Consider the following 25,365-nt stretch of genomic DNA (forward strand, 5'->3'; position numbering starts at 1 on the left):
TCTGCGAAGTGTATCGAAACGGGTGGTGTTCAGAACCAGGCGTCGCGCATCCGCAGAGTAGTCGTGTCCAGGCTGGCGAGCAGATCCAGTGCCGGTGCGGTCTTGGGCAATTCGAAACGATAGAAGAACCGGGCCGCGTGCCGCTTGCCATCGTAGAAATCGCCCGCACGGTCGGCGGTGGCGAGAAACTGCTCGAGCCAGATCCAGGCCAGCACGGTGTGCCCGAAGGCTTCCAGGTACACCGAGCTGTTGGCCAGCGCGGCCTCGAAATCGCCGGAGGCGAACAGCCCCGCGGTGACCTCGACCAGCCGCCGCCACGCCGAATCCAGTTGTGCGGCCAGCTCGGCCGCCTCGCCGCCCGTCGCGCGAGCGGCGGTGATGGTCCCATCGATCCGGGACCCGAGTGCGAGCAGGCTCGCGCCGCCCTGCTGGGTCACCTTGCGCCCGAGCAGGTCCAGGCCCTGGATGCCGTGCGTTCCCTCGTGGATCGGGTTGAGCCGGTTGTCCCGATAGTGCTGCTCGACGTTGTATTCGCGGGTGTAGCCGTAGCCGCCGAGCACCTGGATGGCGAGGCTGTTGGCCTCCAGGCACCACTGCGAGGGCCAGCTCTTGGCGATCGGGGTCAGAATGTCCAGCAGTTGGGTGACCGCGCGGCGGTCGTCGTCGGACTCGGCGGTGCGCTGCTCGTCGACCAGCTGCGCGCAGTAGAGCACCAGCGCCAGCGCGCCTTCGGCATATGCCTTCTGTGCCAGCAGCATTCGCTTCACGTCGGCGTGCTCGATGATCGGCCGCTGCGGCGCGGACGGGTCGGCGGGAAGCTTGGCCCGGCCCTGCGTGCGGGTGCGGGCGTAGTCCAGCGACTCGAGGTATCCCGTGTAGCCGAGCGCGGTGGCGACCAGGCCGACGCCGATGCGCGCCTCGTTCATCATGTGGAACATGTAGGTCAAGCCGCGATGCGGTTCCCCGACCAGGTAGCCGACCGCGCCCGGCGCGCCACCCGGCGTCCAGCGGCCCTCGCCGAAATTCAGGACGGTGTTCACCGTGCCGCGGAAGCCCATCTTGTGGTTGAGCCCGGCCAGGGCGACGTCGTTGCGTTCGCCGATCGCGCCGTCGTCGCCGACCAGGAAGCGGGGCACCACGAACAGCGAGATGCCCTTGGTGCCCGCGGGCCCACCGGGGATCTTGGCCAGCACCAGGTGCACGATGTTCTCGCCGAGCTCGTGGTCGCCGCCCGAGATCCACATCTTCGTGCCGAACAGGCGATAGCTGCCGTCGTCCTGCGGTTCGGCGCGGGTGACGATGTCGGCCAGCGACGAGCCCGCCTGCGGCTCCGACAGGCACATGGTGCCGAAGAAACGGCCCGCGAGCATGGGCTTGACGAACTTCTCGACGTGCTCCGGGCCGTGGGCGAGGAGCAGATTCGCGTTGGCCACGGTGAGGAACGGGTAGCCCGCGGTGCCCGGGTTGGCCGCCTGGAACCAGGCGTAGCTCGCCTGCGCGACGGTCGCGGGCAGCTGTGCGCCACCGAGGTCGTAATCCATTGCCGCCGAAGGCAATCCGGCCTTGGCGAAGGCTTCCAGCGCCTGCCCGACCTCCGGGATGATGGTCACGCGCTCGCCGTCGAAGGTGGGTTCGTTGGCGTCGTTGAGCTTGTTGTGCGGCGCGAAGTATTTGGTCGCGAGCTGCTCGCTGAGGTCGAGCACGGCGTCGAAGGTCTCGCGCGAGTGCTCGGCGTACCGCTCGCGTTTGGTGAGCCGCTCCACGTCCAGCCACTCGTAGAGCAGGAAATCGAGATCGCGCCGGGACAACAAGGTCGACCGCATCAGCCCGTCCTTTCGAGACATGTTCGACTTACTGTATCTTACGGTGCGATGGCCGGGCAGGGGGCCGGTAGGTAGTCATTCACCCGGACACGAGCAGTCCGCGTTCGCGTGCGATCGCCGCCGCCTCGGTGCGGCTGGACGCACCGAGCTTGGTGAGGATCCGTGAGACGTGCACACCGGCGGTGTTGGCGCTGATGAACAGCTCGGCCGCGATCTGACGGTTGCTCGCACCCGTGGCCACCAGGCGCAGCACATCGAGTTCGCGCGGGGTCAGGCCCGCGGTGCTCGCCGATCGGGCCGGGGAAGGCCGGTTCCCGGATTCGGCGAGGTCGATCCCGGCGCGGTCGGCCAGCTGCCTGGCTCGCTCGGCGAGTGGCGTCGTGGCCAACTCGTCCGCGAGCTGGAGCGCGGACCGCAGGGCGCTGCGCGCTGCCGCGCGATCACCTGCGGCCAATTCCGCTTCGCCGGATTCGACCAGGCTGCGCGCCAGCTCGAATGGCCGACTCAGGGTTCGCCAGGAGGAAGCTGTCGCGGTCCAGTCGGCGGGACGGCCGCTGCGCACGGCGTGGCAAGAATTCCGGTATGCGGCGTCGACCGCGGTGGTCACCGGCAGCGTCTCCGTTACGGAGTTGAGAACCAGAGGGGCGCAGCGAGTTCGCGCCACCGCGTCGGCCAGCGCCCACGCCTCGTGATGGTGCGCGGTCAGATCGTCCGCGGTCAGCGTCGCCGCGCCGATCTCGGCGGCGCGCTGCGGATTGCCCGCCGCGAGCGCGATCTCGGTCTGCACCGTGTGCAGCTGGATCTGATACTGCCTGGCCCAGCGGCGATCCCCGAGCAAGGGCCGCGCGGTCGCCGCGCTCGTCGCCGCGGCCTCGTCGTCCCCACGCGCCAGCATGATCCGCGCGTGACACAGCAGCAGCGCGGCGGTGCTCAACGGGGTCAGCTGCTCGGTGAGCGATTCGTCGATCAGCTCGAGCGCTTCGTTCCAGCGGCCCAGCGCGGTGAGCGCCTGTGCCCATTTGACCAGCAGGATCGGCGCCGCCTCCGCGAATCGGTAGGTTTCGTGCGCGGCGCGCAGCCCCTGCTGGATCGCGGCGATGGCAGCCTCGTCGGCGCCCGCCGACACCAGCAGCGCCGACTCCCACAGCACCACCGTGAGCAATGTGCCCGGGTCTTGCGTGGCCTTCGCGATCGCATGCGCCTGTTCGAAGTGGGCCACGGCGGCCTCCGGACGGTCCGCGGTTGCCAGCCCGAGATAGGCGTAGGCGCGCGCGGCCAGCGCCACGGCACGCCGATCGTCGCGTAAGACGCTCGAGCGCGGCCATGCGGACGTGGCATCCGCACCGGCAGCCTCCTCGGGCGCACGCGGCGTAGCCATGACCGGCGAAGTGTCGTCGGCGTTCGGCGCACTGCGTAACCGTTCGGCCACCTCGACGGCGGCACGCGCGTCGTTCCCGGCTGCGGCCGCAGCACCGCTGAATACCCGCGCCGCGGCGAGTTCGGCGAGCACTTCGCCGCGCAGCAGGGTCGGCCGGTCCGAAGGAAGATAGGCCAGCGCCGCGAGCAGGTCGTCTTCGCCGCCGCCGCCGCTCTGATTGCGCAGTCCCGCGCGGTAGTAGTGCAGCCGGGCCGCGCGCTCCGGGTAGGTCCCCGCATCGATGACGGCCAGCGCCTCGTCGGCCGCCGCGATCCCGCGCTCGACGACACCGCCCTGATAGCACGCGGCCACCACCGCTTCCACCACATCGATCCGGTCGGCGTCCACCCGGCTCGCCGCCTCCGGCACCCGCTCCCACGATTCGAGCACCTGGTCCAGGTAGCGCACGCGGACACGATGCGCTCCAACGTTTTCCGCTTCGGCCGCGGCTTCCCAGGCGGCCTCGAGTGCCAGCGGCCACTCTCCGGCGGCATGCGCGTGGTAGGCCAGCTCGCCGGAGGGGCACTCGTCCGGATCCTCCTTGCGGAGCGCGGCCAGCACGCGAGAAAGATTGCTGTGCAGCCTTTTTCGCTCTGCCGGAAGGAGATCGTCGTAGACGGCGTCGCGGATGAGCACGTGCCGGAACTGATAGCCGGTGTCGGTGGGTGCCATGAGCTGCTGGTCGATCAGCTGATGCAAACCCGCGTTGAGCGCGTCCTCGGCGAGATCGGAGGCGGCCGCCAGCAGGCTGTGCCGGACCGGTGACCCGGCCGCCGCCGCGAGCCGCAGTACCGACGCGGTGTGATCGGGCAGGTCGGACAAGTGGCCGAGCAACAGCTCCGACAGCTCGGCGGGCGTATCCTCGGGTGCGGGACCGAGCGCCTCGACGAACAAAGGGATTCCCTTGCTGCGCTCGAAGATTCGCCCGATCGTCCCTGGTTCCGGCTCCCGGCCGCGCAGCGCCGCCAGTTGTCTGCCCACCTCGTGCCTGGTCAGAGGCGCCGGAGAAAGCAGGCGGACGCCCGGGTCGCGGCGCAGGCCCGCGACCAGCTTGCGCAGCGGTGCGGAATCGGCGGGCCGGTAGGTGCCGACCAAGAACAGATCGCCTTCGGCGATGTTGGCCACCAGGAAGGCGAGCAATTCCAAGCCGGCCTCGTCGGCCCAGTGCAGATCCTCCAGCACCACCACCAGCGGTCTGTTCATCGAGCACTGTTCCAGCACGGTCAGGATCTCGCCGAACAACCGGATCCGATCGGTGTCGATCTCCGCCGCGCCGGACCGCGCCGCCAGTTCCGGAAGCCAGCGCGCCAGCGCGGGTTTCGCCGGGAGCAGCGCCGCGAGCGCATCCACGCCCTGGTCACGCAGCAGTGCGCGCATGACCGCGACGAACGGAGTGAACGGCACCCCCTTCGCGCCGAACTCCGGACACCGCCCGGACAGCACCGCCGTGCGGGCCCCGAGCCGCGTCCCGAACTCCGCGACCAGCCGCGACTTGCCGATCCCCGCTTCGCCCCCGACCAGCACGGTATGCACCGTCGGGTCCCCATAGGCATCCTGCAATGCCGCAAGCTCAGCGGCCCGCCCCACCAAGGCGCCGCATACCGGAAGGCTGACCACGGCGCGATCATGCCCCTACCGCGAGGTCGGCGCCAATCGCGGGAGCCGAGGCGGAGTGCGGCGGACGGCACTTCCAGCAAGAGCACCAGGAAAGCCGCTCCCCGCCCTCACCCGAGCCGCGTCGAACGCCAGGCGCGGCGTCGACCGGGCGCGGGGGCTGCCTGGAGTTCACGAGCGACACACCATGGAGGGGTCCTCTCGGCCGATGCCGCAATGGTGTGCCACTCGCGGATAAGAGCGGTGGGGTCGGTGGCGAGGTATCGGCCGGGCCGGTTGGGGCGCGCTCGTCGGTGATGGCGGCCGAGGGTGGTGCGGCCGGATTCGGCGGCGTTCGTTACTTGCCGGTGGGCTGGGGGAGTACGGGAAATAATGAATTCTCGTGATTCGGCGGGCCCCTCGTTACCCGAAGTATCAATGGCATGACGAACACCGAGATCCGCCCCTTCCGCATCGACATCCCGCAGGCCGACCTGGACGACCTTCGCTCGCGCGTGGCCCGCACCCGCTGGATCGACGACCTGCCCGGCGTCGGCTGGGAGCGCGGTGTGCCGACCGCCTACCTGAGGGAACTGGCCGGGTACTGGGCCGAGAAGTTCGACTGGCGTGCCGCCGAGGCGGAGTTGAACGCCTACCCGCAGTTCACCACCATCGTCTCCGGACAGAATGTGCACTTCCTGCATGTGCGCTCGGCCCGAGCGGAGGCCACGCCGCTGCTGTTGCTGCACGGGTGGCCGAGTTCGGTGGCCGACTTCCGCGACATGATCGGCCCGCTCACCGACCCCGCCGCGTACGGCGCCCCGGACGCGCCCGCCTTCCACCTGGTCATCCCGTCACTGCCCGGCCACGGTTTCTCCGGCCCGATCACCGAGCCGGGCTGGAACGACGGCCGGATCGCGGCGGCGCTCGCCGAACTGATGGCCCGCCTCGGCTACGACCGCTACGGCGTGCAGGGCGGGGACCACGGCGCCTTCATCGCCCCGGCACTGGGGCGGATCGATGCCGAGCATGTCCTCGGCGTGCACGTCAACGCGTTGGTGACCTTCCCGACCGGCGACCCCGCCGACATGGCCGCGCTCACCGACGCGGAGAAGGCGCGACTGGGCGCGATGAAGAAGTTCCAGGACGACGGTTCCGCCTACATGAACCTGAAGGGCTCCCGCCCGAACACCATCGCACAGTTGCTCGCCGATTCCCCGACCGGCCAGCTCGGCTGGATCGTGGAGAAATACCGCGAGTGGACCGATCGATCCCACGCCCTGCCCGAACAGGCCGTCGACCTCGATCGCCTGCTGACCACGGTGAGCATCTACTGGTTCACCGACACCGCCCGCAGCGTCGCGAACCTCTACTACGAGCGCTTCCACGACGCCACCATGTTCGCCCCGAAACCGAAGGGCACCGTGCCCACCGGCGTCGCGGTATTCAAGGACGGCGACTACGCCATCCGCCGCTTCGCCGAGCACACCCACAACATCACCCATTGGTCGGAGTACTACTCCGGCGGGCATTTTCCCGCACTCGAGGTGCCGGAGCTGCTGACCGGCGACGTGCGCGAGTTCTTCCGGTCGCTGGGCTGATTCGGGGGAGTCGTAGCGGGCAGGTAGTGGCGACTGCCTGCCCCACGACGGGGCGAGACGACTAGTCCGCGATCTGATTGCACGAGCATTCTGGAACGGCGACGACGCGCTGCCGTACGAGCCTCATTTGTCCAGCGTCGCTAGCTCGGGCTATCTCAGCTCACGAATCAAGACATCGAATGTCGGTGCGTCCGGCCAACTCGGTTTCGTCACACCGACTCGGGACCATCCCCACCGCAGGTACGCCCCATAAGCGCGGTGATTCTCCGGCTCGACCAGTAGCGTCGCACGCCGTTCCGCCCGGCTGCTCAACAGCGTATCGTGCAGCTTTCGCGCCAAGCCGCGACCGGTGTATTCGGCGCACACCATGATCTCCGACAGCGCGAATGTCCGGGCGCCATCCTCGGCGGTAAATGTAGCGCGATCGCCGAACCCATCGTCCGGCTGAAAATTTCTCCACCACGCGGCATTCGGACGCAGCGTCCACCCCCACGTCTGCCCGGCGGGCGTCCCGCCGAAATACGCCATGACCATCGCGAACACACCGCCGCCTGCGGGGTCGGTGTAGTTGTCGAATCGGTGCATGAACTGATCAGGCTCATCGAACGGATCACCGGAGGCGATCGCGTCGACGTAAGACCGGCGGTAGATGTCTTCGACCGTGGGCCTGAGTGCGCGCGCCTCTACAGCGTCGAGATGCCGGAATTCGACATCCGGAAGATTCACGCGATATTCCCTGTCTGTGTGAGTTTGTCGAGGCGGTGCCGGAACTCGTCCGCGGCAGGCAAATCGGCGGTCGCGCGCCGAATGGGTTCGAGAACCTTCAGGGTGCGGGGCGACGATACGCCGTTGTCGATGTGCACCAACACCGACATCGCGTCAGCCAGTGCCCCTTCGAGGTCTCCTACTGCTGTTCGTGCTGACGCCAGCCACGCCCGTGTATTGACGGCGTTTCGGTGTGTCGACTGCTCGTCGGCGACGGTCTCGAAGAGGCTGACAGCCCTTACGAGGTCGCCGACACGTCCACAGCCGCGAGCCTCATGACCACGAACCTCGTTGTGGTCCACAGTGAGAAGCCACGTCGGGCAGTCGGCGAGGGGTTCGTGTTCGATTGCGTGGTCCACTTCACGCCACGCTGTCGCGATCGCGCGCCCGAACTCCCGGCGATCACCGAGCAAGCCGAAAGCCTGCGCTTGGCGGATTGCGATCAGGGCGTGGATACGGCCAGGTGGTCGGCCGCGCATCAGGTGACGTGCGCGGTCGACGAGACGCAGCGCGTGTTGTGGATTCGCCTGGCCGGTCCGGCTGAGCGCAATGGATTGGTTCGCGGCGTACAGGCAGCTATGAGCTGTGAGATCGGCGTCATCTGCCTGGCTTGCCAACGCCATGGCATCCGAGTAGCAGTGGCGCGCGAGCGAATGCATGTCGGCGTCGAAAGCCAGCCATCCGGCCAGGACGGCCAATTCACCGGTCGCACTGGTGAACGCGCTACCACTCGCACTATCGAAAGTGCCGGTCTCCAAGAGGCTTTTCGCGCGAGCCAACTGCGCTACGGCTGTCGCGACCAGGGAAGCGCCACCTGCCCTCTGGTCCTCGAACTCCAAGGCATCGACTACTTCCAGCAGTCCTCTTACGTCGGTCATGCCGATTCGGACGCCGTCGACGTCCCACGACTCCAGAACTGCAACTGCCCCAGCCGCCGCAGCCAGGCGCCCGAATTCACGCCGCTTCACGTCACTGTCGGCTTCCCATACAGCGGCGTCGACCACACCGTCAGACGGTTCCGTCGAAATCTGGAATGCATGACTGCCAGGATGCCTCGGATTCCGTGCTTGGGCGACGGCCGACCAAAAGCGTGCGGACTGTTTCTCATCGAGCCGTGCCAGCTGGGTATCGAGGTCATGGGCAGATTTTCCTCGAATCGGTCGGGAATCCGGCGCACGTTGCCATTTTCTGACCGTGACAGGCTGGTAGCCGACCTGCTCAGCGAACTCTTCCTGGGTCAGTCGGAGGGCGGCGTAGCGCAAAGCCCTGACCTCGACGCCGGTCCAATTGGTGACAATCATCGTGGTCCCCCATCCCACGTCTGCATCCTGGTGTGCCGGAAGCGTATCGGGTCCGTGCGGTTCTGTGTCTGGGAACGAACAACCAGGTCAGCCACGCTCGAGTTGGCCCCGGCGCCGGGCGAGCACATCCCTCGTCGACAGCGCCGATCGCGTTGCCATCGTCCGGGATCCCCGGCGCCGGGTGCCACACCACATCGACGGAAGAGGGGCGGACATGGCGGAAATCGCGCTCGGCTACATCCGGCTGGATCAGTCCGGCAGTGATCACGTGGGTGAGGAGCGCGCGATTCGGGCGCTAGCCGAGCGGAGAGGTTATCGCGAGCCGGAAGTGCTGGTGGTGGATCGGGATGCGCTGATGCCGACGCTGCTGCTCGTGCAGACGATCCGCCGGGTGGGCGCTTCGGTCGTCATCGCCCCGACTCGGGAGCACATCTGGACCGCCAGGCGCGGCCTCACGGAAGAAGTGACGCTCATCGTCGTCGCGCCCGAGCAGGTGTGGGAGCGGGGACATCGGTGGGCGCCGTTCGGCTCATCGGGGAGCGGGGTGGGGTTTTGATGTCCGGCTGGTCCGAGGTCGGCACAGCGCTGGCGGTGGGAACGGCGGTGGTCGTGGTGCTGCTGATGGTCTTCTTCGCCGCGAGCAGATGGTGGCGGAGGCCGTTGCGGGGTCCGAGCGTCTATCACATCGCCGAACGTGTCGGCCATGAACAACTGTGCCTGCTGGGCTGGCCGCCGTTGGGCTGGCCTGCTGTCGATCCGATAGACGGCCCGGAATTCAGCCCCGGCGATGCGCACGCCCTGATGCAGGTTCATCTCGAGTGCGACGCGGACGAATGCTCATGGAAATGCGCGGCGGTGAAGACCTTACGGACCACCGGTCGCATGCGGGCGAGCAAGTACCCGCGCCGCCCGCATCCCTCCCGCCCGCACAGCAGCGAAGCGCTGCCGTAGGGCGTGTCTCACCGGCCAGACCGGCCCGCTGCGGTTGTACCCGTACGATGACGCCGCCCCGGTGATCTACGGCAACGACCGATTCGTCCAGTGCCCGGATCACTGCAATGCCGACGCACCGATGGAAAGGGGACCCGCGACGACTTCCTGGACGTCGCCCAGCGCGGCGGTGTGCTGTCGCGCGATGCAGCTGACAGTTTCGTGCGTTGAAGGCCGCGTCGAAGCTGCCCGCGCTGCTGGTCCCGGTTCGGTTGTCCGGTCCGAAACTAACCGCCGGAGACGATGGCGGCGAGGTTGGCGAGTTCGTTCTCCCGTCCCTGGGTGAGGCGTTGAGTCCAGACGTCGTCGTGCATGGCGTCGGCGGTCATGACCACGCGGACGCCCGCGTCGGTCGGCTCGAGCTCGACGGTGGTGAGGAATTCGTACGGCTCGACGCCGGGGATGAAGTCGGCCAGGGAGGTGTAGGCGAGCCGGTCGGGGCCGTCGATCTCGGTGAACGTCTTGCGGGACTCGGTCGACAGTGGCATGCCCGCGGATCGCATGAATTCGATCTGCTCGGGGGCGGTCGCGGTCATCGTGTAGACCAGTTCGCCGCCCGGGCGCAGGTCGAGCTGGTCGACGCGGACGGTGAAACCGTCGGGCGCCCACCACTTCTCGATGCCCGCCGGGGTGGTCCACAGTTCCCAGATCGCCTGGGCGGTGGCGGGGTAGTCGCGTTCGATGCGGATCTGCTCGGACATGTCGTGCTCCTGGTTCAGAAGTATTCCTTGAAAGGAATATATCTGAGGAGGCATGCTTGGTCAATGGACCCCGCACTCTTCGCCGCTCTGGCCGAACCGAACCGCATGCGGATCGTGGAGTTGCTGAACGCCGCGCCGCGTCCGGTCGGCGAGATCGCTACCGCACTCGACCTGAGACAACCGCAGACGACCAAACATCTCCAGGCGCTCGTGCGCGCGGGCCTGGTGGTAATGGAACCGCTCGGGCAGCGCCGCATCTACGCCCTGCGCCGGGGTCCGCTGCGCGAGCTGCGACAGTGGCTGGCGGGATTCGAGGCCGACCATCCCTCGGAGTCGGTGCTCGCGGAATACCGGGTGGCAATCGCCGCCGAGCCGTTGTCGGCCCACGAATTCCATCGGACGCTGTCGGCGCCGCCGGCGACTGTGTGGGAGTGGTGGACCTCGCCCGATCTGGCGCGCCGGTGGTGGCACCCGGCGCATTTCGAGGTCGCCGACTGCGTCCTGCGGCCGGTCAGCGGGGGCGCCCTGTCGATCGTGCTCCGAGAGGGCGACGGTGCGCTGTACTCCAGCGCCGGGCACTACCTCGAAGTCGTTCCGCCCGAACGGCTCCGGTTCGAGTTGTCACCGCTGGACGGCAACGGGACCCCGTTGTTCCGCGCCGAACATCTCCTCGAGTTGACCAGCGTCACCGGCGGCACCCGCGTCGACCTGTGGATCAACGTGTCCGACCCGACCCCGGGCTCGGAACCGGCCATGGCCGGCATCCGCTTCGGCTGGAATCAGCTGCTGGACAACCTCGCTCACGTCATCAACTCGGCCACAAGCTGATTCGGCTACAAGCTGATCCGGCTACCGAGTGGTCGGTGCCCCCGGAACGGCAAGTACTTCACCCGCTCACCGGTGGCCAGATAGTCGAGCAGCTCCGTGGCACTCCGCGTCGGCATGCCGATCGGCCTGGTGGCAATCCCTCGGGACCGCACTCCAATTGCCCTGGGCCCCAGAGACCTGCAGGTTCAGCGGTAGTAGCAGCCGCTGTCGAGGTCCTCGACGAGACCGGGACCGCTGGGCGTCCAGCCGAGCAGTGAGCTGGTGGCGTCACTGCTCGCGGCCATGTCCGCTCCGAAGAACCTGCCGAGCCAGCCGAAGTGCTCGCCGCCCTGCTCGGCCGGGATCGAGACGCCGGGCAGACGGAGTCCCCGTCCGATCACGCCGGCGATGTCGCGGGCCGGAATGCCGGTCTCTGCGGTGGCGTGCAAGACGGTGCCGCCGGGAACGCGCTTATCGAGCGCCAGCCGCACGATGCGCCCGGCATCGCTGCGATGGATCGCGGCCCAGCGATTGATCCCGTCGCCGAGGTAGGCCGAAACCCCCTTGGCGCGAGCGGTCGCCACCAGCCCGGCCACGAAACCGTGGTCACCCTCGCCGTGCACGGTAGGAGCGAAACGCACGACGACCGTGCCGACGCCACGCTCCACGAATCCCAGCGCGAGGTTCTCGCTGCCTCCACGCAAGGAATCGGGGCCGTGGGCCGGTGAGCGGTCCTGCTCGGTGGCCACACGGCCGGGAGCGAGCAGGGCCAGAGCGGAGGCGAGCACGAACGGCCGGTGCGAACCCGCGAGGACGTCGCCGATGGCCCGCACGGCGTTCCGCTCGGTCTGGTTGGTCACGGCAGGATTCGCGAAGTCGTGCTTGTTGGCGAGATGAACGACGGCGTCGGCCTCCGTAGCGCCGGTGCGGATGCTGTCGAGATCGTCGAGGTCGCCGCGCCGCGCACGGGCTCCTTTCCGCTCCAGCGCGGCGGCCGAGTCGCCCGAGCGGGCGAGTCCGGTGACCTCGTGACCGGCCTCCAGCAACTGGTCGACCACGGCCGAACCGATCCAGCCGGTCGCTCCGGTGACGAATACACGCATGTCCATACTCCTTCGGGTATGTCCGCGATCGACTGCGCGGACTGGATCCGGCGACCCGAGCGGACCGCCGGTGATTTCTGTGGCGCAAGTGACCGCGCGCGTGATCCTCGTGCGATCAGCGAGGCGGGCCGACGATGACCGGGGCCCTCCGCCGAGACAGCAGCGACGGCAGGACCACCAGCCCGCCGAGGACGAGCACGGTCACACCGATCGCCCGCAGCCCCGTCTGCGCGCCCGAGACGAACGCGGCGACGACCTCGTGGGCGCGGTCGGGTGTGATCGCGGCGAGCGCCTGGGCCATGGTGTGCGGATCGTGGTCGGCGCGGATGTCCGGTGGCAGCGCGGCGACGAACCGTGCGGTGAGCATCGTGCCGATGACCGCGACACCCAAGGCGCTGCCGAATTCGCGTGTGGTGGCCTGCAATCCGGCTCCGACTCCGGCCTGCTCCGGCGGTAGCGAACCGGCGATGGCGCCGGACAGCGTCGGAAGCGCCAGCGTCACGCCCACTCCGGTCACGACCAGCCACGCGGCGTAGACGAGGTAGGGCGTCCGCGCGTCACCGGTGGACAGCCCGAGCAATCCGCAGCCGACGAACCCGAACGCGAGCGCGGTGGTGGCGTCGAGGCCGATACGCTGCGAGAGGCGTCCGACGTGTCGTGCGCCGAGGATGATCGGCACCGTCAGCGGGACGATCCCCAACCCGGTTCGCAGAACGCCGAATCCTTTGCCGTACTGGAGGAACGACGCGTTGACATAGAACAGCGCGAACATGCCGAAGAAGACCATCGTCATGCCGAGACAGGCGCTGCGTAGGCCGGGCACGCGGAACAACCGTGGATCGAGCAGGGGGTGCTCCACCTTCAGTTCGACCATCGTCCACACGGTGAACAGCACCGCGGCGCAAGCGAACCCGGCGATGACGACCACGCTGTCCCAGCCCGCCTCCGGCCCTTGGACGATGCCGAGCAGCAGCGCGACCGACGCACCGACGAGCAGCACCGCGCCGAGCGGATCGAGGCGGCGATCATGGCGCGCCGACACCGGCGCGATACGTCCCACGAGCGCGGCGAGAACCAGCGAGATCGGCACGGCGGCGGCGAACAACCACCGCCACGAGCCGCCCGACAGGATCGCCCCGCCGCCGACGTTGCCGACGACTCCGCCGAAGCCCGTCATCGACGCCCAGGTGGCGATCGTCGCGCCCTTGCGTTCGGCGGGTACGGCGTGCAGCAGGACCGACAGCGTGTTGGGCAGCACGGCGGCGGCGCCGACACCCGTGATCGCACGGCCCGCCAGAAGCAGGGCCACACCGGGTGCCGCCGCCGAGATCAGTGCGCCCACCGCGAACAGCGCCAGACCCGTGAGCAGCACTCCCTTGCGCCCGAAGCGGTCCCCGGCGGCTCCCCCCGGGATGACGAGGCAGGCGAACACGATCACATAGGTGTCGACGATCCACACCAGCGCCGACGCGGACGGATGCAGCGTGCTCGAGGAGAGCATCGGGACAGCGAGGTTGATCGCGGCGACCATCCCGACGACGAGGACCACGCAGGCGCACATGATCGCGAGCAGTCCGCGCTGTGCGGTGGGACGAAACGGGTCTCGCGACGACGCGGCGCGATCCCGGAGCAGGACATTGAACGGCATGTCCCCGACGGTAGGGATCTCGATGAACTTCGTGCCACGCAACTTTGACAATAGATACTTGCGTAGGATGCAACTATGCCCGAGCAGCTGGATCTGAACCTCCTGCGGGTGTTCGACGCCCTGCTCCGGGAAGGCGGCGTCACGGCGGCTTCCGAGCGCTTGCATCTGTCCATCCCCGCGACCAGCCGGGCGCTGGGCCGGTTACGACGGGCGATGAACGACCCGATCCTGGTGCGCGCCGGGCGTGGGATGGCTCCGACTCCGTTCGCGCTGCGCACCGCGCCGCGGGTGCGGTCACTGCTCGACGAAGCGTCCGCGTTGATCAGCGCCGATCGCGAGATCGCGATCGGTGAGCTCGAGCGCACTTTCACCATTCGCATCAATGACGGCGTCGCCGCGACCCTGGCGACGACGGCGGTCGAAGCCACGGCCGCGCTCGCCCCCGGCGTGGTCCTTCGCTTCGTCACGGAGGGCAGCGAGAGCGCCGAGGCCCTGCGCGATGGTTCGGTCGATCTCGACATCGGCGTCGGTGACGCCGCGGCTCCCGACATCCGCACCGCCGTGCTGTACCGGGAACGAATGGTCGGCATCGTCCGCGCCGACAGTCCGCTGGGCAAGCGCCGTCGCCCGACGTTACGGCAACTGTGCGGGCATCCCCACGTCTCGGCCTCCCGCCGTGGACGCGCTCGCGGACCGCTCGACGATGCGCTCGACGCGGCGGGTCTGCAACGCCACGTCGCCGCCGTCGTCCCGACTTTCGCTGTCGCCGCGCTCCTGGTCTCCTCGAGTCGTTACGTCGGACTCGTCCCGCAGCGCCTCGCCGAACAGTACGGCCGGACCCTCGGCATTCGCTGGTTTCCCCTCGCCGCGGACCTGCCGGAAGTCGAAGTGCGTTTGCTCTGGCACGCCCGGCTCGACGCCGATCCGGCCCAGCGCTGGCTGCGCGACACCATTCGCGAGGCGTTGTGCGAGCCCGGCGGCGCGAAATCGGCGGAGGCCGTTCGCGCGCCCGAGTGACACCGTGTCGCCTCCGAGCAGTTGCGGCCGATGCACGACAGCCGAATCGACGCGAATGCAGGGCGTGCCAGGGGGATTCGAATCAATGCCGTCCGGTCGCGGCGGTGGTACTTTGAACGCCGAACCGGCCGGGCACGGGGGTTTGTGACCACGATGGTCGATCAGGCGCGGCGCTCGGCATCGTTTTCGTACCGTTCGACGGACCGGTTACCGAGAGTCGGGCGGTGGGGCGGGTTGCGGGGTGTGAGGTCTGTTGAGTTCCGTATGGCGCGGGCGCATGAGACGCTCGGCGGGTGACACGGCGGGGTCCGCCGACAGCGCGCGGGACGGAAACTCTCGCTTCGTCCCGAGTCCCGCGCGGGTTCGCGAGGTCGAGCATCGCACCCGCCTGCTGCTCCAGCGCATGAAGGTGCGTGAATTGCTGACCATGCGCCAGCTGATCGAGCGCTATTGCGAATTCACCGGCGCGACGGTGCTTCTGCAGGAGAAGTTGCTGCCGGTCGACTGCTTCTTCGCGATCACGCTGAAGCTTTCGGCGCCGCCCGACACCTACGTCATCGCGTATCAGAAGGCGACACCCGCCTGGCATCAGGACCACGGGATCGGGCACGAGTTCGGGCACATCATCGCCGGGCACTACGAGACCGAGAACGTGCACCGCCATTCGGCGATGTCTCCGGAGCGAGAATGGGAGGCGGAGTACACGGCGAACCTGCTCGCGCGGTGGGGGTACGAGGTGGGCAGGGTGCTCGATCGGCAACGCGCGTTGCGGCCCTTACAGCGGACCGAAGACCTGTCACTGCCGTTGCAGGAGAGAATGGGCTGGCTGTGATCTACATACCGCACGGGTGGCTCATCGCGGCGTTCGCCGCCGCCATGATCTGGAAGTCGAGTCAATACCGCCGCAACAAGGACGTCGCTCTTCTCGCGGTCGTGGGGGCCTTCTTCTTCCTGGCGTCGGGGTATGCCTTCGGCGAGTACGTCCAGAACCGCCAGGACCCGTGGTTGCTGAGCGCTATGGGTTACGAATTCGTCGGGACCGTCCTGCTGGTGGGAGCCAAGGCCTGCATCGTCGCGTTCTTCGTGCTGGCCTCCCGGCACACCGCCCAGACGAAGAAAATACTGGTCGCGCTCGGTATCCCGCTTGCGGCGTCGATCATCGTCATGGCCGTGTGCGCGGTCGTCGCGGGCCCCGGCGCCAAACCCTACGGATTCGCCGACCCCGCCGTGGTCGGCTTCAATCTCGGCGAGAAGGTGAGCACGTTGCCGATCGGGATGCTGATCGTTTTCTACTGCTTCGCCTATTTGCGTTTGCTCTCGGGGACGCCGGCCCACGGAATCGTGCTCGCCGCGATAGGCGCGGTGTCGATGCTCGCCGCCACGGTGACTTTCACCGTCCAGCTCGGGTACTACGCGGCATCGGTACGGCCACCGCGAGCGCTCGTCGCGCTGGGGCGGTGGGAGGTCTATCTGGGGCAGCTCGTATTCCTGCTGGGTGTGTCCTGGTATGGCTTGGTGATGCGGATACGAGCTGTGGTCGTCGGCCTCGCAGCATTGCGTGACGTTCTGTTGCTATGGCGGCTGTGGCGTTTCGCGGTCGGCGTGATCACCCGGTTTCTCCCGGAACGGCGGATGCCCCCTTTCCGCGTCCGGCAGCCCTTGGCGGCCGTCATGGAATGGCGGCAGGCGATGATGGTCGATATTCGTGATGCGCTGATGCTGCTCAGCCCCCAGATCGATCCGACATCGACCGCCACCGTCTCCGGGTACGTGCGCGAACTCCAGCGCGTCGCCGCGGCCAATCGTGAGCGGCCGGTGCTGTACGGCGAACCGCACCGCGCGGCCGTGGACCAGGCTGATACGTTCGATGCCGACCGCAAACTGCTGGTGGCTTTGGCGGCCGACCTGGGGGGGAACATGGTTCGGGTGCGTCGGCAATGGGCTCGGCCCACGGCGAAGGTGTGACCGGATGTTTCGAGCGGAGATCATCGGTTGCGGTGTCGGAGGGGCGTGCGCGGCCCTGGCGATGGTGAAAGTCGGTGCGCGGGTACAGGTCTATGAGACCGCGGCGCGCACTGCCGAGGTGGGCGGGTGGGTGACCCTCGGCCCCGCGGCGTCGACCGCGCTCGATCAGATCGGCTTGGGTGAAAAGATCAGAGCGGCCGGGTTCCCGGTCGTCGGCGTCAGCACCGTCGACACGCTCACCGGTCGAACGAATTCCTTCGCCCGGACCGAGCCCGGTCATCGCTGGTCCAGCACTCACATCTGGCGCAAGGATCTCCTGGCCTTGTTGCGAGAAGGTCTGGAAGAAGCGGACATCCCGTGCGAATACGGAACGCGGGTCGATCCCGGCTCGCGCACGGGGGATCTGCTGGTCGGCGCGGATGGTGCTCGTTCGGCCACGCGGCGCATGCTCGGCGATGCCAGAGAGCCCACCTACACCGGCCAATCGATCCGCTACGGTCATTGCCCGGTCGTGGTGCCCGGGCTCCCGACGCACGTCCTGCACTTCTGGTCGCACCCCGAAGGTGTAGCGGGCTATGTGGGGGACGACCGCGATGGATCGTTCTGGTTCAGCAGGCGGAGCGTCGCGTCCGGCACGGCGGTCGACCCGGAGGTGTTCCTCGACGCGCTGCGGGCCACCCCGGTGGTGCGGGTGCTGGAGCGTTCCGAGGTGAGCGCTCCGATCGCACTGTACGAACTCGAACCCGAGGGGAGCTGGCACAACGCCGACACGGTCCTGATCGGCGATGCGGCGCATGCCGTTTCGCCCGCGGCGGGGCGTGGCGCGACCTCCGCCATCGAGGATGCGATCGTCTTGGCGAAGACCCTGCGCAGCGCGGACTCCATTGCCGCGGCGCTGGAGTCCTATACGGAAGCTCGCCGCCCGATCGCGCAGGCGACCTATCGGCCGGGCCCCGCTCCGAAAGTCACGGCGGCGGAACTGCGGCTCTGACCCGAGCGACGGCCGATCACTCAGCCCTCGGTTTTCTCGTCGTCCTCCGCAGCGGTCGGTCGGCGATAGAGTTCGTGCTGCTGGAGATCGCGCAGGATGTTGCCGACTATGGCGCCGAACGTCGATCTGCCGAGTTCGTTCAAGGTGCCGAGTTCGGACAGGCGGAAGCCGATCGCCTCCACACCCGCCTCGGAGAGCTCCGCGGCCAGCCGCGATTCGACGTCGGCTTGCTGCGCGGCCGCGCCGTCGAGAAATTCCCGAACGTCGACGCCCAGTGCCACGGAAATCCCCTCGACCGTGCGGAAGCTGGGGTTGCGGACTCGTCCGAGCCGGATGTGCGAGACCTGGGCCGGGCTCAGCGGATAGCCGAGCGCGGTCGAGCGTTCGGCGATGTCTTTGTTGGAGTAGCTGCGTGAATCCCGCTGCTGGGCAGCGGCGATCACCCGATTCAGGTGCCGCGCGATGGGGCCGGCGTCCTCCTCCGGCGCATAGCTGATGTCATCTCCCTCGCCAGACACGACCTGTGTCACCAACCTCCCGATTCGGCCCGTCACCGTGCAAACATGGTATCCGGCAGTAAAGATCAGAGCGCGGTGGCTAGGCGCCTAGCGCTTTACAATCGGATCCTATCGCACTACGCTCGTATCCGAACCGATTACGGAGATGTCACCGGAAGCCGGCTTCGTGTATCGACCAGGGAGGGGATAGCCGATCCGCGAGGCCGGCATTGACATTTCGCTTGCGGGCAGTGGCTGCGACCTGCGGTGACGATCGCTGCGACGGTGCCGAGGGCATACTTTCGAAATGGCCGTTATCCGGGGAAAAGCCGTCCGATGGGTGTCGGACACGCAGCCGGGCGTCATCGAAGTCGAGTTCACGGATGCCGACGGCGTCACGCACAGCTTGATCGACAAGGTGTGGATTTTCGGCGCACCCGACGACCTGGCACCGGATTCGGCTTATCCGGTGCCGGTGGAGATCGGCGTGAATCTCGTCGAACAGGTCGGTGACGTGACGGTCGTCGACCTCGGAACGGAGGCACACAACACCGACCGCGTTCGCTATGTCGTTCCCAGCGTGGACGTAGTTCACTGAACCAGCGGACAACGTGTGACGTGCCGCCCCTGCCGCCGCCGACTGCCACCTGGTGACAGTGCCGCGCACGAAGTAGGGCCACGCTGAGCCGGCCGGCTCGTTCGCGGTGTGACCCTATCGGCACGAGACTTGGCCTCATGCGAATAAGAAACGGCCGACCCGGGGACGCGGAATCGATCGCGGAGTTGCATGCCGCCAGTTGGCGCACAGCGTACGCGGGCATCATGCCGGAGAGCTTCCTGAACGGTGCGTTGCTCGCGGATCGGTTGGCGGTGTGGCGCGGACGGCTCGACGCCGACCCCTCCGCCTCCGGCCTCTTCGTAGCCGAAGAGAACGGGGAACTGCTCGGATTCGTCTACTCGACACCGACGCCCGACGGTCGTGTGCTGTTGGACAATCTGCACGCCGCGCCGGGCCGCACGCGCTCGGGTATCGGCACGCGGCTACTGCGTCACGCACTGGAGTGGGCCGCCATCGAGTTTCCGGGACGAGCCGTCTATCTCGAGGTGTTGCAGGCCAACACGGCCGCAATCGCTTTCTACGAGCGGCGCGGCGGCCGGCGTACGGATGCGCGAACGGCGCGTTTCGAGCAAGGTTTCGAACTTCCCGAGTTCGAATACACCTGGTTCGCGGAATCGGTCCACCACTGACCGGATTCGACGGCCGATCCGGAGGCGTCCATCGCGACCACCCGGCTGTGCGGCCGTACCGCCCGGCGGCCGCGCGGATGACGCGGGGCATCGTCAGTTGCCGCGCCGCCGTCCGGAGCGGGACGCATCACCTCGGTCGACTACCGATTCCGGATGCGTCCCGCGCACAGTCTCGCTACACGTCACCGCTGCCTGATCAATCCAATCGGCTCAGCCGAGCGATGATCGTCGCGGCCATCGAGGCCGGGTCACCGTGGTCGGGCCGCAGGACGATCTCGGCTTCGGTGGGTGCTTCGTAGGGGTCGTCGATGCCGGTGAAGCCGCGGATCTCGCCCGCGCGGGCTTTGGCGTACATGCCCTTGGGGTCGCGCGCCTCGCAGACCGCCAAAGGCGTATCGACGAACACTTCCAGGAACGGAATGCCCGCCGCTTCGTGGGCGGCGCGGACGCGGTCGCGGTCGGCGCGGTAGGGGCTGATCAGCGAAACGACCGCGACCACACCGGCTTCGGAGAACAGTTTCGCCACTTCGCCGACGCGGCGGACGTTTTCCTCCCGGTCGGCCGTGCTGAAGCCGAGATCCGAGTTGAGGCCGTGGCGCAGGTTGTCGCCGTCCAGGAGGAACGCCGGGCGGCCCGCGGCGACCAGTCTGCGCTCCAGTTCCACGGCGACGGTGGACTTTCCGGACCCGGACAAGCCGGTCAGCCACACCGTCAAGCCGCGGGTGGCGCGCTCGTCGCGTTCGACGGCCGTGGAGTGCCAGACCACTCGGGTGGAGGGCAGGCTCGGACCGGTGATCATGCCCGCGGCGACGGTGTTGTTGGTGGTGTCGTCGACGAGGATGAAGCTGCCGGTGGCACGGTTGCGGCGGTACGGGTCGAACAGCAACGGTTGCCGGGTGCGCAGCTGGACACGGCCGATCTCGTTGAGCGACAACGACTCCGCGTGCTCGTCGCGATGCAGCGTGTTGACGTCCAGCCGGTAGTCCAGCGAGCGCACCTCGGCGGTCGCGGCGCGGGTGCTGTGCCGGATGGTGTAGGTGGCGCCGGGTGTCAGCTGGGCGTCCTCGGCGAACCAGCACACCATCGCGTCGAGATCGCGACCCGCGGCCGGGCGGTTGTTCGGACGGCAGATCAGATCACCGCGGGAGATATCCAGCTCGTCGGCGAGCTGGATGGTGACCGCCTGCGGTGGAAAGGCTTCCGCGACCGGCGCGCCGCCCGGCCCCCAGATCGCCTCGACCGTGGTGGTGAAACCTGACGGCAGCACCGCCACTTCGTCACCGGGCTTGAAGACTCCGCCCGCCACGGTGCCCGCGTATCCGCGAAAATCCTGCGCGTGGCTGCGGGTGACGTACTGCACCGGGAAGCGCGCATCGATCAGGTTGCGGTCCGAGGCTATGTGTACCTCTTCCAAGTGGTGCAGCAGGGGAGTGCCCTCGTACCACGGCATGCTCGCGCCACGGTGCACGATGTTGTCGCCGTGCAGCGCCGACACCGGCACGAAGGTCAGGTCGGAGACGTCCAGTTTGGACGCGAATCGCGCGAACTCCTCGCGGATCTCCTCGAACCGTTCCTGCGACCAGTCCACCAGGTCCATCTTGTTCACGCACAGCACCAGGTGCGGGATGCCGAGCAGACTGGCCAGGAACGCGTGCCGCCGCGTCTGCTCCACCACGCCCTTGCGGGCGTCGACCAGGATCAGCGCCAGGTCGGCGGTGGAAGCGCCGGTCACCATATTGCGGGTGTACTGCACGTGCCCCGGGGTGTCGGCGATGATGAATTTTCTTCTCGGCGTGGCGAAATAGCGATGCGCCACGTCGATCGTGATGCCCTGTTCGCGTTCGGCGCGCAGGCCGTCGGTGAGCAGAGCGAGGTTGGGATAGTCGTCGCCGCGGTCGCGGCTGGTGCGCTCCACCGCGGCGAGCTGATCGGTGAACAGCGTCTTGGAGTCGAACAGCAGCCTGCCGATCAGCGTGGACTTGCCGTCGTCGACGCTGCCCGCGGTGGCCAGGCGCAACAATGTGGTCGTCATCAGAAGTAGCCTTCGCGTTTGCGGTCTTCCATACCTGCCTCGGAGATGCGGTCGTCGGCGCGGGTGGCGCCGCGCTCGGTGACCCGCGCCGCGGCGACCTCGGCGACCACCTCCGCGGGTGTGGCCGCGGTGGATTCGACGCAGCCGGTGCAGGTCGCGTCGCCGACGGTGCGGAACCGCACGGTGGACTCGTAGGGCTCCTCTCCGTCGAGCAGTTCGAGAAAGCGGGTGTGCGCCAACAGCATTCCGTCGCGCTGCACCACCGGCCTGCGGTGCGCGTAATAGAGCGGGGGCAGCTCGATGCCTTCGGCGGCTATGTAGGTCCAGATGTCCAGCTCGGTCCAGTTCGACAGCGGGAACACCCGGATGTGCTCGCCTGCGCGGTGCCTGCCGTTGTAGAGGTTCCACAGCTCGGGGCGCTGCCTGCGCGGATCCCACTGGCCGTACTCGTCGCGGAAGCTGAACACCCGCTCCTTGGCGCGGGCCTTCTCCTCGTCGCGGCGCGCGCCGCCGAAGACCGCGTCGAACGCTCCTTCCTGGATCGAGCGCAGCAGCGTCGTCGTCTGCAACCGGTTGCGGGAGGCGCGCGGCCCGGTCTCCTCGACCACGCGCCCCGCGTCGATGTCGTCCTGCACCCGCCCGACCACCAAGCGCAGGCCCAGCCGCGCCACCGTCTGGTCGCGGTAGGCGATCACCTCGTCGAAATTGTGCCCGGTGTCGATGTGCAGCACCGGAAACGGCAGCGGCGACGGCCAGAAGGCCTTCGCCGCCAGGTGCAGCATCACCACCGAGTCCTTGCCGCCGGAGAACAGCAACACCGGGCGCTCGAATGTCGCTGCCACTTCACGGAATATGTGCGCCGACTCGGCCTCGAGCGCGTCCAGATGGGGCAGCTCGTAGGTGCTCGCCGTCGACTTCGCGTACTGGCTCACACCGCAAAACTAGAACACGTTTCGGTTATCGGTCAATGGTTTGCGCCCGCCCGAATTCGCCGTCACCGCGTCGGCGGCCGTCACCAGGGCCGCGCCACGGCGAGCGATCTCGGCCCCGGTTATGGAGCGGCCGACGTACATCGTGAGCACCATGTTCTGCCTGCCGTCACCGTCGTAGGTCGGCGCGGCGAGCAGGCTCACCGCGTGTTCTTTGCGCGGCCGCAGGTCCGAGCCGAGATACACCCGCTCGCCCAGGCTGGTCACCAGCTCGCCGACCAGTTCGCGCAGCTCGGGCGGCAGATCGCGGTCGGCGACACCGGCCAGCAGCGAGTACAGCCGCCGCCCTGCCGTGGTCGTGCTCTCCACCAGGAATCCGCGCTCGCGGCATTCGGCGACGACCTGGCGCAGTCGCTCCTCGTCCTGTCGCAGCGGCACCGCCGGGGGCTTGGCCAGCCAGGCGTCGAACGCCGCGTCGGTGTCCCAGAGCACGTACATCAGGCCGACCGGCGGCGCGAAATGGTAGGCCGCGCCCACCTTCACCAGGCCGGGGCCGGTGCTCTCCAGCACCATGATCTGCTCGCCGACCACCGCCGATGCGGTGCAGGTGGTGTGGTAGCGCGCGGAGAGTTTCTCCAGCTCGACGCGGGCGAGCGCGGAGATCGCGAAACTGTCCTGCGCCACCCGGCCCGCGGCGATCAGCGCCGGTCCGAGCCCGTAGGTGACCGTGCCCGCATCGCGCACCAGGTAGCCGCCCGAGGTCAGCTCGGTGAGGATGCCCAGGCAGGTCGGCTTGGCCAGGTCGAGCTCGCGGGCGAGTTCGGAGAGCCCGAAGCGTTTCCCGCGCTGTTCGACGAAGAAATCCAGGACCTGAACCACGCGTGCGGTGGGTGCGGACCGTCGGCCGACCATTGACCACTCCTAGAACACGTTCTAATCTTGCCTCTATCGAAATGTACCAGAGTGGTACATATTTGGAACACCGGAGAAGCCTCTTGCTGACACAGCCGTTCGCGGACGCCATCGCCGCCGCCGAGCAGATCATCACCGGAGCCGCGCACATCCGCACCGAACAGGACCTCGTCGAGGGCTACGACTATCTGGCGGGCAGCATCCGCGCGTCGTTGCAGATGGCCTGGGCCTACGAGCTGGACTTCCCGTTCTTCGTGATGTCCACCGGCCCCTACACCAAGATGGGCCTGGACAACCCCGACACCCTCTACTACCACTCCTATCTGCGGCCGGACGCGGAATACGTGGTGACCGGCACCCGCGGCACCACCCGCGACCTGAGCTTCCAGGTGCTCAACGGCAACTACTCGCCGGTGGACGTACCCGACAGCCTCACGGCCTTCGACGACCGTGAACTCGACATCCGCCCCGACGGGTCCTACGAGATCCGGTTCGGACCCGGTGAAGCCGGACCCGGCTACGTGCACCTGGGCGCCGACGCGGCGATGCTCGTGGTCCGGGAGGTGCACAGCGATTGGGCGACCGAGAAGGCGGGCACGATCCGCATCCAGCGGGTGGACCGGATCGGTGACGCGCCGCCGCCGCTGACCAAGGACGTGATGACCAAGCGGTACGGCGTGGCGGGCAAGATGCTGGTGTCGCGGTTGAAGACCTTCCTCGCCTTCCCGGAGTGGTTCTATCTGAACCTGCCGGTCAACACGCTGACCGAGCCCAGGCAGACTCCGGGCGGACTGAGCACGCAGTTCTCCTCGGTGGGTCACTACGACCTGGACGACGACCGGGCCATGATCATCACGGTGCCGAAGTCCGACGCGCCCTACCAGGGCTTCCAGCTGGGCAGCATGTGGTACCTGTCGCTGGACTACATCAACCACCAGACCAGCCTCACCGCCGACCAGGCGCACGTGGACCCGGACGGGATGATCCGGCTGGTGGTGAGCGAGCGCGACCCGGGCGTGGCGAACTGGATCGAGCGCACCGGGCACGCCAGGGGATACCTACAGTTCCGCTGGCAGCGGTTGTCGCGGGAGATGAAACCCGACGACGGGCCGACCGTGGAGCTGGTGCCGGTCGCCGACCTGCCCGCCCGCTTGCCGTTCTACGAGCAGGCGCGCGTCACGCCGGAGCAGTGGCGGGCCCGGATCGCGGCGCGTCAGGTCGCCGTCGCGGAGAGGATGCTCGGCTGATGTTGTTGCAGGACAAAGTGGTCGTCGTCTCCGGCGTGGGGCCGGGACTGGGGCGCGCGATCGCCGTGCAGAGCGCGAAAGCGGGCGCGGACGTCGTGCTCGCGTCCCGGACCGAGTCACGGCTGACCGAGGTGGCCGAGGAGATCACCGAACTGGGCAGGCGCGCGGTGGTGGTGCCGACCGATATCAACGACGAGGCGGCGGCGGCCCACCTGGTGGAGGCCGCGCACAGCGCGTTCGGCAAGGTCGACACGCTGGTGAACAATGCCTTCGCGATCCCCCCCATCGTCGACCTCGCCGACGTCGACCTGGATCAGGTGCGCGCGGGCTTCGAGACGAACGTGCTCGCCGCGCTGCGCCTGACCAGGCTGTTCGTGCCCGCTCTCGCGGAGACCAAGGGTTCGGTCGTGATGATCAACTCGGCGGTGCTGCGCCACTCGCGCCGGACCTTCGGGCCCTACAAGATGGCCAAGGCCAGCCTGCTCGCGCTGGCCCAGAGCCTGGCCACCGAACTCGGGCCGAAGGGCATCCGGGTGAATTCCGTCGCGCCGGGCTACATCTGGGCCGACAACCTGAAGTGGTATTTCAACTATCTCGCGCAGCAGCGCGGGATCACTTCCGAGGAGGTCTACGCCGAGACCGCGAAGACCACCGACCTGCGCAAGCTGCCCGAACCCGACGAGATCGCCGACGCGGTCGTGTTCTTCGCCTCCGCCATGGCGCGCGCGATCACCGGCGCGTGCCTGGACGTCAACGCCGGCGAATACCACCACTAGGA

23 protein-coding genes are annotated in these 25,365 nt (G+C 68.0%); 12 read left to right on the top strand and 11 right to left on the bottom strand.

Features of this window, described 5'->3' with window-relative positions; all coding sequences use genetic code 11:
* Positions 1-29 precede the first annotated feature (29 nt).
* Together ABZ420_RS06820 and ABZ420_RS06825 are read right to left on the bottom strand one after the other, a co-directional pair.
* The gene (locus ABZ420_RS06820) at positions 30-1,823 is read right to left on the bottom strand and encodes an acyl-CoA dehydrogenase (protein ID WP_357117939.1); all 1,794 of its coding nucleotides are present in this window, start codon (positions 1,821-1,823) and stop codon (positions 30-32) included.
* A gap of 79 nt (positions 1,824-1,902) precedes the next feature.
* On the bottom strand, positions 1,903-4,857 hold the full coding sequence (locus ABZ420_RS06825) for an AAA family ATPase (protein ID WP_357117942.1): 2,955 nt from the start codon (positions 4,855-4,857) through the stop codon (positions 1,903-1,905).
* 419 nt (positions 4,858-5,276) lie between these two features.
* On the opposite strand from ABZ420_RS06825, the gene ABZ420_RS06830 reads away from it, so the two are divergent.
* Positions 5,277-6,434, top strand: a complete 1,158-nt coding sequence (locus tag ABZ420_RS06830) for an epoxide hydrolase family protein (RefSeq protein ID WP_357117945.1) — start codon at positions 5,277-5,279, stop codon at positions 6,432-6,434.
* 150 nt (positions 6,435-6,584) lie between these two features.
* On the opposite strand, the gene ABZ420_RS06835 is transcribed toward ABZ420_RS06830, so the two are convergent.
* Positions 6,585-7,160: a GNAT family N-acetyltransferase gene (locus tag ABZ420_RS06835; RefSeq protein WP_357117948.1), complete on the bottom strand. Its 576-nt coding sequence runs from the start codon at positions 7,158-7,160 to the stop codon at positions 6,585-6,587.
* Positions 7,157-8,500 (bottom strand): hypothetical protein, encoded by a 1,344-nt coding sequence (locus ABZ420_RS06840; protein WP_357117951.1) that lies wholly within the window; start codon positions 8,498-8,500, stop codon positions 7,157-7,159. Before ABZ420_RS06840 ends, ABZ420_RS06835 begins: the two co-directional genes overlap by 4 nt.
* A gap of 214 nt (positions 8,501-8,714) precedes the next feature.
* Here ABZ420_RS06840 and ABZ420_RS06845 point away from each other — a divergent pair, with 214 nt between their 5' ends.
* Together ABZ420_RS06845 and ABZ420_RS06850 are read left to right on the top strand one after the other, a co-directional pair.
* The gene (locus ABZ420_RS06845) at positions 8,715-9,056 is read left to right on the top strand and encodes a hypothetical protein (protein WP_357117954.1); all 342 of its coding nucleotides are present in this window, start codon (positions 8,715-8,717) and stop codon (positions 9,054-9,056) included.
* A complete protein-coding gene (locus ABZ420_RS06850; RefSeq protein ID WP_357117957.1) occupies positions 9,056-9,451 on the top strand; it encodes a hypothetical protein in 396 nt (131 codons plus the stop codon). The genes ABZ420_RS06845 and ABZ420_RS06850 overlap by 1 nt, the downstream gene beginning before the upstream one ends.
* 266 nt (positions 9,452-9,717) lie before the next feature.
* Here ABZ420_RS06850 and ABZ420_RS06855 read toward each other — a convergent pair whose 3' ends face one another.
* Complete coding sequence (locus ABZ420_RS06855) at positions 9,718-10,191, bottom strand: SRPBCC domain-containing protein (RefSeq protein ID WP_357117960.1); 474 nt, start codon at positions 10,189-10,191, stop codon at positions 9,718-9,720.
* A gap of 63 nt (positions 10,192-10,254) precedes the next feature.
* Here ABZ420_RS06855 and ABZ420_RS06860 point away from each other — a divergent pair, with 63 nt between their 5' ends.
* A complete protein-coding gene (locus ABZ420_RS06860) occupies positions 10,255-11,019 on the top strand; it encodes a metalloregulator ArsR/SmtB family transcription factor (RefSeq protein WP_357117963.1) in 765 nt (254 codons plus the stop codon).
* A gap of 185 nt (positions 11,020-11,204) precedes the next feature.
* On the opposite strand, the gene ABZ420_RS06865 is transcribed toward ABZ420_RS06860, so the two are convergent.
* Positions 11,205-12,101 carry an SDR family oxidoreductase gene (locus ABZ420_RS06865; protein ID WP_357117966.1) on the bottom strand — a complete coding sequence of 299 codons (897 nt, stop codon included), beginning with the start codon at positions 12,099-12,101 and terminating at the stop codon, positions 11,205-11,207.
* Between the two features lie 115 nt (positions 12,102-12,216).
* Positions 12,217-13,749, bottom strand: coding sequence for an MFS transporter (locus tag ABZ420_RS06870; protein ID WP_357117969.1), 1,533 nt, complete (start codon positions 13,747-13,749; stop codon positions 12,217-12,219).
* Positions 13,750-13,824: 75 nt separating this feature from the next.
* On the opposite strand from ABZ420_RS06870, the gene ABZ420_RS06875 reads away from it, so the two are divergent.
* From ABZ420_RS06875 to ABZ420_RS06890, 4 genes are all read left to right on the top strand, one after another.
* Positions 13,825-14,766: a LysR family transcriptional regulator gene (locus tag ABZ420_RS06875; RefSeq protein WP_357117972.1), complete on the top strand. Its 942-nt coding sequence runs from the start codon at positions 13,825-13,827 to the stop codon at positions 14,764-14,766.
* Between the two features lie 277 nt (positions 14,767-15,043).
* The gene (locus ABZ420_RS06880; protein ID WP_357117975.1) at positions 15,044-15,598 is read left to right on the top strand and encodes a hypothetical protein; all 555 of its coding nucleotides are present in this window, start codon (positions 15,044-15,046) and stop codon (positions 15,596-15,598) included.
* Entirely contained in the window at positions 15,595-16,731 is a 1,137-nt protein-coding gene (locus tag ABZ420_RS06885; RefSeq protein WP_357117978.1) for a hypothetical protein, read from the top strand. Before ABZ420_RS06880 ends, ABZ420_RS06885 begins: the two co-directional genes overlap by 4 nt.
* Before the next feature lie 4 nt (positions 16,732-16,735).
* The gene (locus tag ABZ420_RS06890; RefSeq protein WP_357117981.1) at positions 16,736-17,722 is read left to right on the top strand and encodes an FAD-dependent monooxygenase; all 987 of its coding nucleotides are present in this window, start codon (positions 16,736-16,738) and stop codon (positions 17,720-17,722) included.
* Between the two features lie 20 nt (positions 17,723-17,742).
* On the opposite strand, the gene ABZ420_RS06895 is transcribed toward ABZ420_RS06890, so the two are convergent.
* Positions 17,743-18,240: a helix-turn-helix transcriptional regulator gene (locus ABZ420_RS06895; RefSeq protein WP_357117984.1), complete on the bottom strand. Its 498-nt coding sequence runs from the start codon at positions 18,238-18,240 to the stop codon at positions 17,743-17,745.
* Positions 18,241-18,526: 286 nt separating this feature from the next.
* Here ABZ420_RS06895 and ABZ420_RS06900 point away from each other — a divergent pair, with 286 nt between their 5' ends.
* Positions 18,527-18,817, top strand: a complete 291-nt coding sequence (locus tag ABZ420_RS06900) for a hypothetical protein (protein WP_357117987.1) — start codon at positions 18,527-18,529, stop codon at positions 18,815-18,817.
* Between the two features lie 137 nt (positions 18,818-18,954).
* Positions 18,955-19,467, top strand: a complete 513-nt coding sequence (locus ABZ420_RS06905; RefSeq protein ID WP_357117989.1) for a GNAT family N-acetyltransferase — start codon at positions 18,955-18,957, stop codon at positions 19,465-19,467.
* A gap of 196 nt (positions 19,468-19,663) precedes the next feature.
* On the opposite strand, the gene cysC is transcribed toward ABZ420_RS06905, so the two are convergent.
* The 3 genes from cysC to ABZ420_RS06920 are packed head-to-tail and all read right to left on the bottom strand — an operon-like array spanning position 19,664 to position 23,340.
* The gene (cysC, locus tag ABZ420_RS06910) at positions 19,664-21,499 is read right to left on the bottom strand and encodes an adenylyl-sulfate kinase (RefSeq protein ID WP_357117992.1); all 1,836 of its coding nucleotides are present in this window, start codon (positions 21,497-21,499) and stop codon (positions 19,664-19,666) included.
* Positions 21,499-22,431, bottom strand: a complete 933-nt coding sequence (gene cysD, locus ABZ420_RS06915) for a sulfate adenylyltransferase subunit CysD (RefSeq protein WP_357117995.1) — start codon at positions 22,429-22,431, stop codon at positions 21,499-21,501. The genes cysC and cysD overlap by 1 nt, the downstream gene beginning before the upstream one ends.
* A 9-nt stretch (positions 22,432-22,440) precedes the next feature.
* Positions 22,441-23,340 (bottom strand): helix-turn-helix domain-containing protein, encoded by a 900-nt coding sequence (locus ABZ420_RS06920; RefSeq protein ID WP_357117998.1) that lies wholly within the window; start codon positions 23,338-23,340, stop codon positions 22,441-22,443.
* Between the two features lie 83 nt (positions 23,341-23,423).
* Here ABZ420_RS06920 and ABZ420_RS06925 point away from each other — a divergent pair, with 83 nt between their 5' ends.
* Positions 23,424-24,587 carry a hypothetical protein gene (locus ABZ420_RS06925; protein WP_357118001.1) on the top strand — a complete coding sequence of 388 codons (1,164 nt, stop codon included), beginning with the start codon at positions 23,424-23,426 and terminating at the stop codon, positions 24,585-24,587.
* Positions 24,587-25,363 carry an SDR family oxidoreductase gene (locus ABZ420_RS06930; RefSeq protein ID WP_357118004.1) on the top strand — a complete coding sequence of 259 codons (777 nt, stop codon included), beginning with the start codon at positions 24,587-24,589 and terminating at the stop codon, positions 25,361-25,363. Before ABZ420_RS06925 ends, ABZ420_RS06930 begins: the two co-directional genes overlap by 1 nt.
* Positions 25,364-25,365 lie beyond the last annotated feature (2 nt).

Origin of the sequence: Nocardia sp. NPDC005745 (assembly GCF_040630775.1) — a bacterium.
In the GTDB taxonomy this organism is placed as follows: Bacteria; Actinomycetota; Actinomycetes; order Mycobacteriales; family Mycobacteriaceae; genus Nocardia.